Origin of the sequence: Burkholderia sp. MSMB1498 (assembly GCF_001526245.1) — a bacterium.
In the GTDB taxonomy this organism is placed as follows: domain Bacteria; phylum Pseudomonadota; class Gammaproteobacteria; order Burkholderiales; family Burkholderiaceae; genus Burkholderia; species Burkholderia savannae.
In genome coordinates, this window is sequence record NZ_LOYJ01000101.1 from 308,306 (window position 1) to 321,370 (window position 13,065).

Sequence of the window (13,065 nt, forward strand, 5' to 3'; positions counted from 1 at the left end):
TAACCACGAAGCCTTGACGGAAGACGCGGTGCACGAGAGCGCCGCGCCAACTCCCATTCGTGACGCTTAAGGCTCGGACGGAAACTTCCCTCTCGTCAACGTGTTCGAATACGCCGTCGGCTTGATCCGCAACATCTGGTCCTTGTCCTTCGCGAAGTAACGCCCCACGTATTCGTCCAGAGTAGCCAGCTTGTGCGCATTTCCTTTCTCGATAAGCTCCAAGGCCCACGTTCCGTTCGCGATCATGTCGTGCTTCTTCGGACTCTTGTGGCAGTTGTAGACCCACCCTTGGTGCCTCGTCACGACTTCCCATCGGCGCGTCAAAGCGTTGATCGGCCCCTCGATGTCTTTCCCCTTTCGGGCATCGAGAAAAAAGATGCAGTGAAAATGATTCGCGCGTCGCTTTCCGCCCCGCTCCATCTTAGCGATATGGCCGACTATTCGCTCGAATACGTGACGCTCGGGCCCAAGCCGCTTCTTGAAAAAGCGATCGCGATACTCCATTGCCTGCACTGGATCGATCCGTGCACGCGTCTCACCTGCCTTGCCAGTGGATATAGATTGGGATGCAACACGCCTCCAACCTTGGTTCAGCCCAGGCATCCAACTCATGCGCTCAAGTAGATCGGCCTCGTCAAATGCGCTTTCCAAGAATTGAAAATCTAATCGAACCGGTAGAAGATCGTACATTGAAACGAGCCAGGCAAGGTAATCGTGGATGATTGCCCGTTGATATGCCAATCCCATTTTCCAATCGGACAGGCTCTTCTTCAACCTTCGCTTGACCGCTTCTTCTCGGAGGCGATCCAAGAAATTGTTGTACACCTCGGCAGCCAACATCCCTTCACTAAATGCCATATTAGGATCGAAGCGGGGGTGAATCCAGCCAAAGTCATGTTCACGGTAGCAGTCGAAGAACAACTGCCAGTCGGCGGTGTAAAACAACTTGGGATCGCAAAGGTCCATAAACTCCCGACAGCGGCCCATCATGTCAGCCAGGCTTGCCTCCCCCGGCACTGCGCTGGGAAGGCTAACGGCTCGTTTTATCCCATTAATCTGCTCAATTCCAAAAGCGACTTCATCGTTGGTATGCACTTTCTGCGAGAACAAGGAAAACTCATCGTACAGCGCAGCGTGCTCCTCGCCTTCCCAATTTCGTCTAGGGCGCAGTATGCAAGTGGTACTGCGCCATGGCTCATCGGAAGTATTGAACAGGCCAACGCTCGAATGAGTTCGAGCTTTGTCGGTGTATAGGTTCATGAAGACCTCTTCAAGTTGTTGTTGTCAGCTCATGATCCAAACAGGTTATTTTTATCCAGGAATCCAACTCCAGCTCCACAGTCGAACTTCCTTGCATTGACTCAAATTACATAAATTATTTCGCTTAAGTGACCTCTAATCTTAATATAGAAGTCTTGTCGTGGTTTCACGGTAAATCAAGAAAAATATTCAAGATAAAAACCCGAATTTGCGCTGAATAAAGCCGTCGCTACGTGGAATCTGTCGAGCCGACATCGTGAAAGTCGCCGCAAATTGCTTTATTAGGATCGTGAACATTTATCCCGACATTGGATGTCGGGAATGGTCTTTTTGCATACGCGTTCATGTTGAGGGCTTACGGGCGGCTGACCGTGTTCCTGGCCGGGAATGGGCGACATCGGGTTCCCGCTAGTGGACGAACAAGCCGCCGTAGCCACGCCTGCCTGCGGCTACATAGCTAATTGCTGGTCCGTTAATCTGAGCGCCAAGAGCCGCCGAAGTTCTGCCGCTTTCTTCTGGCTGCAGCGGAGATGCCGGCGTATTTTTTCTTGCGTTGGACGCAGCAGCCCGGCTGCAATATCGCGTTCCAGTTGAGCGACCAGATTTTCGAGCTCTGATTCGCGTTTCGTTGCGCTGTCGGTGCATTTCTCCGCGTTGGAAGTCGACGCGGCGAAATTTGCCTTCGACGAACCGAGAGGCGTTTCCAGCTCGCCGACTGGCTTAACCGCCGGTGCGATCGACTTAGACGCCGCTACCACAATGTCATGAGACTGCGCGATCGTCGAGCTGCCACCACGCGTGAGTGGGGCAAGCGAATGATGATTCGCGCCCGACGACACCGAACTTGCTCTATGTTCTCGTTCACCTGCTGCAAGCATCCACGTCACGATTGCGGCTCCTTCGAGTACGACCGCCGATAGAAGCGCGTGCAGAAATTCGACGTTTTTTTCGGTAGTGCCGAACCAGGACGCGATCTGCGACGCGACCGAGTTGTCTCGTAGAGCCGCTCTTAGGGATTCGTCGCGATCAAGTGCCTTGTTCCAGCGATCTTCATCGGCCTCGCGGCGCTTCGCCTCTTCCGCCTCGGTCTTCAGCGCTGCCAGTTGTGCTTCGATGATCGCCGCGCGTGCCTTGACCGTCGGGCAATCGGCAATGCAACGACGCATTTTCGTACGGACGAGGTCAGCAGTAAGCCTCGCAGAATCCTGCGTGATCTCCGCCAGGCCACGGCCACGCCGTGAGGCACGGTCCTGTACATTGATCGCGGGAACGGAAGCCGCGCGAATGTTGCCGGCGTGCTGTTGCGAGATCAAAAAGAACATGACCTGCCCGTAGAAGACGACCATCAGGGCACCGCACCATAGTGCCGTGGCTACCGTTCGCGCCGGACCCGATAGCATTAGCCGGAACGTCGGCATTAGGTGCACGTACAGCACGACCACGCCGAATAGCGCGACATACATCGCTCGTTCGTAGAACAGGCCACCGAGATGCCAGCCGGCGGACATTGCCATGCCCAGCGACACGGAAGTGGCCACAAGCGCGACGGTAGTCGTCAATATCTGCCGCCAACGGAGCTTGCCGGCCGAAAAGACGGGCTTATTGATGTCGGCGTTCGGATCACCTGTCGGCGTGTAGGCATCGATTTCGTTCATTTGGGAGCATCCTTTTGCGCCGTGAAGGCGCGCAAACCATGTTTTCAGGAGACGTCGCACGGCGCGCATCGCCGAGGTTTGGCTGCGCGGGCGACATAAGTGCGGGGATGTCGACGGTCATACGCCCGCAGGGCAGTGCCTGCGGGCCGGGGCTTCTGCTATTGCGAGTACCAGAACTCAGCGCGCAGCAGCGATGCTTTCGCACGAGCGAGCCAAGTTTCGTCGACGTCGACGACGCGCTGTTGCAAGACAAAATCGACGATCGATTCGCGAATCTGCAACTCATCGTCATCGGGGCCGACCGCAGCAGCTTGGTATTTCTCGCGACAGCAACTCACCATGAAGTCCCACATGTCGCTGTCGATACCATCGTCAGCCGGAGCAACTTGCTCATGTTGCTCATGTTGCTCACTATTTTCGTGCGTCGACGGCGCCTGGGGCATGGCAGGATGTTGAGAAGAACCGTTTGCCCACCCCCACAACGAACCGGCTGGAACAGCGAAAGAGGGCGGAGGAGCGTTGCGCGCCGGAAGCATGCTGTTGGGCGTCGCATTGGACAGGTTGTTCAAGCTCCACGGAGAACCGGAAGCACCCATCGGCGCGGGCGATTGCCAGCCCCCGCCATCCGAACCGTTCTCCAACGCCCAATACCATTTCACGTCGCCCATGGGGCGGTACTTCTTTACCCCCAGTGCGTCGGCCGCGCGGCGCACGGTCGCCCACGCTATGCCCGCCTGCGCCACCTGCTGCTGAACTGTCTCCACTGGCTGAGGGCCGTTGGCCAGCAACACTTGGAGGAAATTCATGGCGTCCTGTTTGCGGTCATCGGAGGCCGATGCGTGACCGCCTTCCGCGTCGTTCAGGATGTCTCTCGGGGACCCTTCCAACTGCTCGTCCCACGCGATCTTCGAACTGCGCGCAAAGCCGGCCATACCCGCCGGAACCGTCACCGCATCGATGTGATAAGCGAAACCGCCGTCGATCGGACCGATATTCGATTTGGCGCGCACGAGCACACTGCGCGATACGCCGTCGCTAGTGCGGTCGCTTTCATGGCGCGCAACTATCCACACGATCCGAGCTACGGCTCCGAAAGCAGTGCTCCCGTTCACGCGGTCGAGCGGATCTCTCTTCTTCGATCCCTTGACGACGTGCGTGAGTCCCAGAATGGCAATGCCGGTCTGCTCCGCGAATGCCACCAACGGGTCAAGGTCCTTGCGCACTTGGGTGTTGCTGTTCGAGTTGCCCGACACAAGCTGCGCGACGGAATCGATGATTATCAAGACTACATCGCCCAGTTCACGCACCTTGGCTTCAAGTCGCTGCAAATCGCGACCGAAATCGAAGGCGCGTCGACGGCCGTTTTCGCTCGTTTCCCGCAAGATATAAGCGTTCTCGAGGTCGGCACCGCTTGCGACGAGCCGCGGCATGACGGTATCTTCGATGCCGTCTTCACACGTCCAGATCAAGACGCGGCCTTGCGCGGCCCAAGTGCCGTCCGGCCAAGTGCCGCCTTTCGTCAACGTCGCCGCGACCGCCAAGGCCAGCGTCGTCTTGCCCGTCGCAGGGGGGCCCGCGAGCAGATGCAGTTTGCCGCGTGCCAACCAGTCGATCCACAGCCAGGGGACGGTGACGACCGGAATATCGCTCGCGACCTCCAAAACGGGACCGTTATCGCCGGGGCCGCGGCTGCGCAGAATGTTAGAGAACATTTGGCTCGCTCCTAGCATACCGCCCGAGAGGCGATCCAACGGTCGACGTCGGATTCGAGGAAGCCAACCGACCGCGCCGTAAGCTTGATCTTGCGCGGGAAGTTCGGGTCGGTGGACATGAGCACGTAGAGCGTCGCACGCGACAGGTTCGTGCGCTCGATCAGTTGCTTCATCCGCAGGATGCACAGCGCCTTATTGAGCTGGCGTGTAGCCGTGCCCGCATCGGCCGCCACACCACCCTGGGTTGGAATGGGCTGCCGCAAAACGGCATCCGCTGTTTGCTTCATCATGGATTCTCCATCACTAATAGTGGCGGACGGGGCCATTTATCCTCGTCCGTCATGTCCCGGCTAGCGCCGTGAGTGACGAAGAATCCAGTCAGAACTGCAGTTCCGAGCAAGTGTCTTTTTCAGAAATCGTGTCTGCCTTGACCCAGCAGGGTCTGCGGACTTCCGCTCGGAACCAGTCGGAACTACTGACGCTTCCCTGCCAGCACCTTGTCGATTTGAATAGCGACGTCTTGTCGGTTTTGTTCTTGCGTTTTTGCCTTTTTCACCAAGTTATACACGGTTTTCTCGCTAACGCCATACTCCTCCGCCACTATCTTGCGAAAAGCCTTCACTCCTTGCCTGTCCAAATCCGTGGAACGCTTGATCATCTCTTGGCGTTCTTTCTTGGTTAGTTTGGGCTTGCCCACCAGGCTTTGCTTGCTGTCAACCTCGGGAGCCTGCGTTTCAGCCTGTTTCGGCGCTCCGTCCGGCGAACCACCGCTGGCGCATTCATCACAATGCGAAACGCCAATCCGGTCGAGATACTCGATGGCCTGTGTTCTGGAAATGAAGCATCCCGAGGTAAGACGTGCGACCGGGGCGTGATCGGCGTCAACAGCAGCGATCCGGCCACGATCAAGCTCGCTCTGAAGCTGCTGCTGATGCGTTACCGCGACCGCGTCTTGCTGCTTTTCCCGCGATTCGATCGTTGATGCAGTAATCAGAACGGGTTGCCACTGAGGTCTATCCGGCAGGTTGGACCAAGCCTCCATGAAAGCCCCAGCCTCGGCTCCCGAGATCGGGTGACGCAGCGAAGGCAAACGCGGCAACACCGATTCCAGCAACGACCTGTCATCGTCGGTTAGACGATATTGCAAAGAGAGTTCGGTGACCTGAGGCTGATCCTGTTCGTACATATCATCCGCCAGCGTCATCTGCAAGGAATCGTCCCACGGGGCCAAGAACAGCCCGTTGGGCCTCGACGGCACCATCAGGTGTCCGAGCTGGCCGTCTAGCAGATCAGGTTGAATGCCACGTGAGGGCTGCTTTACCGGCGCAACGCCGTTGCGTTGCGCCGGTAAGCAGGTTACGCGTTTTCCTACTATGCAAGCGATCCCGAATACGCCTTCTTCGACGGACGGAACAAGAGCTTGCGCGATCCATCTGCAGAAGCTTGAGCACTCGAACAACGTATCGTCAGGCAGAACAACACAAGCTTGCATAGATGCTCTCTGTCAGATGAGAAGGACGGGACGAATTGGGCTTTCGAGCATACGCGGCATTTGCGCATGGGGAAAAACTGCTGGCATTCGGATCTGGTGTTGCCGGAATGTGAACAACGTGCGCAGCTTGTCGGCTGCGCATCACCGGACCCCGCCATGAAGCCGACTCGATCGCAAGCTTCAACCCTAGATCGCAACTGACCCGACAGGCTTGTATTGTAATGCCCCAATCTCTGCATCTGCCAAACCACGCCGGGGCGGGCGAATCCCGGACTATATCGAGCGCCGAAGGTCTTGCCTGGCCCTGCGATGACGTTCCTCGACATGGACGGCACGCGAGAATGCGACCTGCCCAGAGTGTGGTTGATCAACCGACGGCGGTATCATTCGACTTCGGCGGGGTGGAGGCAGTATAGCCACCGGACAGTTGAGACCGACTAAAGCTAAATATGAAATCTCCAGAGCAGCACGAAATCGACTCCTTCATGGCTGATGCTGACCTCTTGGCTATGATCGAGCAGTCGAAAATTTCCGACGATATTTTCGACGTGGTGAACCTGAGCGAGACGCAGCATTCGAACATGCTGGCGTGGTGTCTCAATCCGAACGAAGGACATGGGCAAGGGGATGCAGTTATCAAGGACTTCCTCTTGGCAGCGTGGGAGAGCTCGGACGGCAGCATCTGGGATAACAAGGCTTTCTTTGAGAAGTGGAGGCCCGGTAAGATCCGCACAGCGAGCTTTGGCACTGCCTTCGTGACGCGAGAGATGGGGGTCGAACATGAAGCCGGTCAAAAAGGGCGCTTGGACTTATTCTTGGTAGACCCTTTCAACGAGATCGTTGTGACCATTGAGAACAAACTTAACGGCCACTTCAACCCGGAACAGTTGGCGCGGTACAGAACCGCCGTAAATGAGCAAATCGCGAAGCGCCCGTTCTTCAGCAACTATGCCTTTGCCTACGTCGTCATCGATCGCGGACTCTCTGAGGTCGAATACCCTCTTTCAGGGGACAAGCGCTGGATCGTCATGAACTATGGATGGCTCGCGCCGGCCGCCGAGCGGGCGAGTCACCACCTCGCCCGTTCAAACCAAAGCGCTCGCCTCCTGATGGCGTATTGTCAACGCCATTCCGACGACTGGCAGTCCGAAGACGAGAGGCGCCTCATCGAGATCGCGGGCGTACTCTCGGAGCGGCACGCCACTGTAGTAGATCATTTTTCGGTGCTGAGCAAAGAGAAGATCAAGTCGTGGACTCCAGCGCTCAAAGAAGCCCCAGAAGCAGACTTGCGATACTTCTACCACCAGCACAAACACGCGTGTAACGCTCTGGTTGAAGCACGCGGTATCGCTGCAGTCGCAACTGGCATTCGCAAGTTGCAGTCCGGATTGCCCGTCGAACTGCTCACCGTATTCCGTAAGCGCTTGGCCTTGAGTAACGAGGCAGCGCTTTCGTGCCAGGACGATAAGTCCGAAGACAGGTTGCTCCCCATCTACATCATCGTAAGAGAGAAGTCGCAGTCAAGCGGCAGCGAGCGGACGTTCTCGATTCTACTACTGTGGATTTCCTCGGCGTTCTCTGTTCACGCCGAGTCCGATATCCTGCGAAACAAAATGGCGATGAAGTTTCGCGAGCTGAGCACACACGCGAGCAGGGATCGTCGACGGGTTCCCATCGCCTCCGGTCTGAACGCATCCGACGCCGCTCGTAGGGCCGTGGAAGTGAGCACCGAAGTCGAAGCGATAATCATGAAACATCTCGAAGAAATCGCCGCAACGGCCTAACCTCCAAATCCATGAGCCACACGGGACGTTTCTGATGAAAGCGTTTCCGTGTGTTGCGTCTGGCGTGCAGCCCAAGCGCTTCGCGTGGAAGTCGCATCGTCGCGGTCTAGGCGGAAAATCGCTTTAATGGGCACGGCGAACATACCTTGGCGAAGAGGCGCTATTTGACGCAGCGGTCGCACCGGGGTACAGGTACTCGGTGTTTTGCCGATAACCAGAGGGAAGAGCAACCCGATGGTTCGGTCGGCGTCTGGAAGGTTTGCCGCATACGGGCGGCATGCAGGTTCTTTTTCATTTGGCGGCATGTAGGCCGTGAATAGATGACCGTTGGGAGGCCACGACGACCTCTGCCGTGGCTCTGTAGGACTAGAGCATCAACGACATCGACGATGGAATTTGCGGAGAGACAGTTTGGAGTACAACCCTTACACGGTGCGATACGCTGCGCTTGAAGCTTCGTTGTCGGCAGCTAAAGACGAACTGAGCAAGTACATGGATCAGCTTGAGAGACACAGCAAATTCGATGTGGACAAGGCGTTTGCCGCGCATATCGATGCCGTGCGAGAATCGGAGGCGCTCAAGCTGGATCTTGAAAAGATATCTAACAGTATCGCGGAACAGGGGGAATGGGTAACTAGGCTCTATCGCGAAAAGCGGCCGGGACTCGATCCGAGATCGTGGTTCTCTGGAGAGCGACTGGCCAGGAAGCGCGAGTTCACTGAACAGGACCGTATATTCAACCAACTCCGCGGCGAACGTGATGAGCTTCGGGAGAGGATCGATGCTGCTGACGCTCGGATCTCAAGCCTAAGGTCCGACTTGGAGCGGCATCGCTGCTTCGATGTGCTTGAGGCCGAAGCGGCGATTAAGGCGCTGAATACTCACGTTTTGCAGTTGACGTTCGATCGTGCACGACTGCAACCCATGAAGATCGAGGTCGATCGGCAGCTCTTGGCGCTGTTGGGGGTATTGGCCAACCTTAAGTTGCGCAAGAGCGAGCTGCTAGGAGAAATCGCCGACGCTTGGGCTCTAGATCGGCGATTGAATGCTGCAGTCGACGACCACGAGCGAGAGACCGTACGTGAGGCGTGCCGTATGTCTTTTCTTGATGCTCGACCGGATCTAGCAGCTTCGCGGAAACAAGCAAAACTTGCGGCGACCGATCGCAACATAGGGAAGTTGGAAGCCCGATTGAAGCTTATTGCCCACCGCGCTAATCGTAGTATTACGTCGATCGTGATTGATGGCAATAACCTCTGCTATCAGTATCAGGCGTTCATTGGAATCGAAGCGCTGAAAGCGTTGGTCCGGGAGCTGTCCCGCAACTATTCGGTGATCGTCGTGTTTGACGCGAGCATCAGGAGGCTATTGGGGGCGGGCGATCAGGAAATCTCGGCAAGCTTTAGCGATACGGCCAAAGTGCATGTTGTCGCACCTCGGCAACAGGCCGATGAAACAATCCTTGGGAGCGCTTCTGCGTCGAATGTCTACGTCATCAGTAACGACCAATTTGTTGAGTTTCCCGATAAACTGGCCGTTCGCGAGCATCGTATTATTAGGCACGCAATCGTAAACAATCGAGTTATGGTCAACGATCTGAACGTGGAAGCCGACTTTGCACTCGCAGGGCAATCGAAGGAGGGTCACAGGCGGCCTCATGTACGACGGTTTTCGCGCCATCGTGATATTGGTCTCGGACGCGACAGCATAGGAATCTGAACGATGGATTACGTCGAGCAGAGAAAGGGTAATCGCATTGAAAGCAATTTTCCGCTCGCGGAAAAAGCTTTAGGTGCTGATGCTTTGGTCAGCGTTTCGCTCAGACGGGCCCCTAAAGATAGATACAGTCTCCCGCACGCTGGGGCGCCGGCCGTACCGGACGTCTTCGGGCATGCACCATCAACTCAACGCGGAGATCCGCCTCGGATAATGGCTTGTCGCGTACCGACGAGCCTCCCCGCCCAGCACGACTCGCGAGACACGATGGCGTGGATACAGGGCTAGCCATAACTGTATTCGGCAATCTGGACCTGCGAACCATGCACCCCATGAAACACGAGCTCCATCGGCTCGATGGGGGGCGCGACAACCATTTCAAGCTGCGACAAGTCCATTCCTTTAATGAACGGTGCGAATGCTGCGGTTCTACACTGTACAGCAGGTACTGGCGCAGAAAAGATGGTGGGAATGCCTTTATCCTTGTGTTTCTGCGAATATGTTTGCGCGAACACCTCAGGTAACGTCACGGCCAGAGAGTACGAGTTCAGGTAGTTCAGTTCCGTCATCGGACTTATAGGCTGCGTTGGCATGTATACGCCACGTCGCACATACGTGCTGTTGATCGAGCCAGCTCGAGGGCCATGATAAACCTGGAGATATTCGGCGATGCAAATTTCTAGCATTGTCGAATTCGCGTCGAATACGCACTGCATTTCCCATGGGGTTAGTAGTGGATCGGCGCCGTCTACATCTGAGTGAAACACATATCGCCCAGCTTGTGACTTGTGGAAAAAATCATCATGCTGCTTTATCGAGGCCTTGATGGACTGCATTTCTTTGGATGTTTGTCGCCGTTTTGCTCCATCGATCCAGAGACTGGAGAATGCATAGATGTAGGCGTCAACCTTTGTCTCGTCTACTCCTCCCTCGCACAGCTTTTCTTGGAACCATTCACTCCAATCCGACTGCTTTTTTTGAAAAAAATCCAGTGCGCCCAATGCAAGCTCGTCAATAGCAATCTGCTTTTGCCCCTGAGCATAAGGTGCGCGCTCAACCTCCGCTCCTCCATCTGCGGCGCTCTCGAGCAATCTTTGCTGAACTAAAGGTTCGAATAAGTTCGGCTCGATAGTGGCGTAATTTAGCGCCGGCACCGCTTCCTCGTCGAACGTTGTGAGAAACTTATCGTAGTCATCCAATTCTTGCTCGCTGCTCATTTCGGGTGAACTTGGCCAGTATGCTGAGGGGATGGAGAGGGTTACGCATCTTAACAGACGATAAGTCACATAGAGGATGGTGATAGTCGTTAAAGGATGGCGACGCAGCGGTGGTGTGCATACGGTCATTGCGTTTGGAACACGGTCGTTCGCGTAACGAGGTGTTGATTGCACACTGGGTGTCCACTGTTGGCGGTTGTGCAAAAAAAAGTTCCGAGTGTTCCGGAAGCACCCCGCCATTGGCGAGATGCCAGAGCGGTTGCTTTGCCGAATGCCAAGGATCAGCTACTAGTTGCCCGATGCAGGCATCGCGTCTATAGGTTATGAGCCGCTTTCGCCGAGGCTCGCGCTGCTGCGATGTTGACATCGTTACCGTAGCCAGTTTTGTCGATCGGTTTTCCATTGCTTTGGTATTCCCCCCCGCGAGCGACACTGTTTGGCATTCGTATGGTGGGCATAGCCCGTCATTATGCCAGTGTGCGGATCGAACGATTCTTCGATGCCGGCAATCTGACCATCCTGAAAGTTCGCTCGGTAGACGACCTGCTGTTCGTAGGGCGCAAAACGTGTGAATTCACCTCGGCCCGCCAGCATCGCGTGAACGACGCGATTGCGGGTCGTTTTTCCCCGCATCGCTTATGGGCCACGAGCTGGTCGTTCGAACTCATTTGCCGAGCTGGAGACCAGATGGAACCTTCTTGCCATTTCCAAACTCGTCTCCTATAAAAGTGGATGCTTCGATGCAGTTCGATCAGGAGAACACAACCATCGGCAATTTCGAAGGGGAGAAGATAATGGCGAATAAACCCAGCGGGTCGTCGTCCGAGCATAGCGTTCGCCCTCTGAATGGCGTTTGCACGGTAGGTTTAACAAATAACCTGCCTTCCGATTGGAACTCGGTGATCGTGGCAGCTACGATTCAATTTCGCTACGCGGAGGGTGCACCTTACAACGACTCGGACACCAATCTTCACGTGACTACCGGGCAGACCGCTACTTTTCGAAGCAATGACGCCGCCAATTGTGTAGTTGGCGTGCATATGGCTTGTTCGGTCCAGTTGCCGGGGCAGCCCGGGCCGGTCATCGCCGAAAGCGATGGGACAGCTCCTCCAGGGGAATGCGCTAGTGATTGGCCGTTCGAAATCTCTGCCAAGTCATCGTCTACTCGTGAATTTCTCATCAAGGGCTCAAACCCGAATGTTCATACATAGGCTGGGCTATGCGACTCGCTTTCATGTGCTCGTGAATGGGGCCGCCGCCGCTTGGGGGACTGCGTCAAGTCCCTAAGAAACCTGCCTGCCATCGTCTCGGCTACGCTAACACGAGCATTCTGACGTGCTGGCGCCAGGTTTCAAATACGTCGGGAACGCCGGGAGCCGCCGAGTGCTGACCCACCAACAGCCAGCCGCCCGAAGGCGTTTGCGCTGTGCGCTGCGTGCCTGATAGGCGCTAAGGTTGTATGTGGCGATGCAACGAGGCGCATCTCGCGGCGCGCCTCGCTATGTCGGTTTGGTCGTGCTCCGCGGGTGTGCCGTGACCTATACCGGCGGACGAATCAGCGATCCGCCTGCCAGCCGTTGTCCGTTTTCGTCATCGCCATTTTGCCGTTGAAGGTTTCTTCGATTCCGTCCGCATACTGCTCGACCGGCTCATTCCCGTTGAAGAAGTTATTGAGCAGTGATGCGTTGACGCCAGGGCAGCTTTGCCGCATGGCGCGCTCCATCGCCGCCTTGGCTGTTCGAGGTGCATTGCTTACGAGCTGGTCGCCGCCGAGAAGCAGCGGCATGACCTTCTGGTAGACGGCCCAACCGTCCTGATGGGCGACTTCATACGCGGTTGCATCCTGCCCGGGATTGGCCTGCATCCAGGCATGTTGATCAGCTTTCCAGGCGTTCTCGACTTCATGCGCATGCGCGAGTTGCTTTTTCAAGTTGTCGACCTCCTCTGCGTACTTCTCACTGGCATATACCTTGATGTCGGGCGTTGGCTTCATCGACACTGTGTACTTCACGTCGACGAGATAGTGGCCGTCGCCCTGGGGCGTACCGTTGACTTTCTCGAAGTGGTCGATCGAAAGGTATTCGCAGCCTCCCAGGGACGCCTGGATGGCCGCCTTGGCGTCGCTCGCCGACGGGCCGCTCGAGCAGGCGGAAAACGCCGTGGCGGTCACGATTGCGAGGGTAGTCGCGGAAAGTCGGGTGAACTGTTTCATGATGTCTGGTAGGAAAG

Annotated in this window: 10 protein-coding genes; 3 read left to right on the plus strand and 7 right to left on the minus strand. The window is 56.2% G+C overall.

What is annotated here, in order from left to right; translation table 11 throughout:
- Positions 1 to 66: 66 nt before the first annotated feature.
- From WS91_RS22940 to WS91_RS22960, 5 genes are all read right to left on the minus strand, one after another.
- The gene (locus WS91_RS22940; protein WP_156432440.1) at positions 67 to 1,260 is read right to left on the minus strand and encodes a hypothetical protein; all 1,194 of its coding nucleotides are present in this window, start codon (positions 1,258 to 1,260) and stop codon (positions 67 to 69) included.
- A gap of 449 nt (positions 1,261 to 1,709) precedes the next feature.
- Positions 1,710 to 2,915: a hypothetical protein gene (locus WS91_RS22945; RefSeq protein WP_059671069.1), complete on the minus strand. Its 1,206-nt coding sequence runs from the start codon at positions 2,913 to 2,915 to the stop codon at positions 1,710 to 1,712.
- Between the two features lie 158 nt (positions 2,916 to 3,073).
- Entirely contained in the window at positions 3,074 to 4,627 is a 1,554-nt protein-coding gene (locus tag WS91_RS22950) for an AAA family ATPase (protein ID WP_059671070.1), read from the minus strand.
- Between the two features lie 11 nt (positions 4,628 to 4,638).
- On the minus strand, positions 4,639 to 4,917 hold the full coding sequence (locus tag WS91_RS22955) for a helix-turn-helix transcriptional regulator (RefSeq protein WP_231752065.1): 279 nt from the start codon (positions 4,915 to 4,917) through the stop codon (positions 4,639 to 4,641).
- A 182-nt stretch (positions 4,918 to 5,099) separates the two neighbouring features.
- On the minus strand, positions 5,100 to 6,119 hold the full coding sequence (locus tag WS91_RS22960; protein ID WP_156432441.1) for a hypothetical protein: 1,020 nt from the start codon (positions 6,117 to 6,119) through the stop codon (positions 5,100 to 5,102).
- Positions 6,120 to 6,604: 485 nt separating this feature from the next.
- Here WS91_RS22960 and WS91_RS22965 point away from each other — a divergent pair, with 485 nt between their 5' ends.
- Both WS91_RS22965 and WS91_RS22970 read left to right on the plus strand, forming a co-directional pair.
- A complete protein-coding gene (locus WS91_RS22965; RefSeq protein WP_059671073.1) occupies positions 6,605 to 7,903 on the plus strand; it encodes a PDDEXK-like family protein in 1,299 nt (432 codons plus the stop codon).
- Positions 7,904 to 8,314: 411 nt separating this feature from the next.
- Entirely contained in the window at positions 8,315 to 9,622 is a 1,308-nt protein-coding gene (locus tag WS91_RS22970; protein ID WP_059671074.1) for an NYN domain-containing protein, read from the plus strand.
- Between the two features lie 281 nt (positions 9,623 to 9,903).
- Here WS91_RS22970 and WS91_RS22975 read toward each other — a convergent pair whose 3' ends face one another.
- The gene (locus WS91_RS22975; protein ID WP_156432442.1) at positions 9,904 to 10,818 is read right to left on the minus strand and encodes a hypothetical protein; all 915 of its coding nucleotides are present in this window, start codon (positions 10,816 to 10,818) and stop codon (positions 9,904 to 9,906) included.
- A gap of 758 nt (positions 10,819 to 11,576) precedes the next feature.
- Between WS91_RS22975 and WS91_RS36185 the strand changes: the two genes are divergently transcribed.
- Positions 11,577 to 12,047: a hypothetical protein gene (locus tag WS91_RS36185; protein ID WP_156432443.1), complete on the plus strand. Its 471-nt coding sequence runs from the start codon at positions 11,577 to 11,579 to the stop codon at positions 12,045 to 12,047.
- Positions 12,048 to 12,391: 344 nt separating this feature from the next.
- Here WS91_RS36185 and WS91_RS22980 read toward each other — a convergent pair whose 3' ends face one another.
- On the minus strand, positions 12,392 to 13,048 hold the full coding sequence (locus WS91_RS22980) for a hypothetical protein (RefSeq protein WP_059671076.1): 657 nt from the start codon (positions 13,046 to 13,048) through the stop codon (positions 12,392 to 12,394).
- Between the last annotated feature and the right edge of the window lie 17 nt (positions 13,049 to 13,065).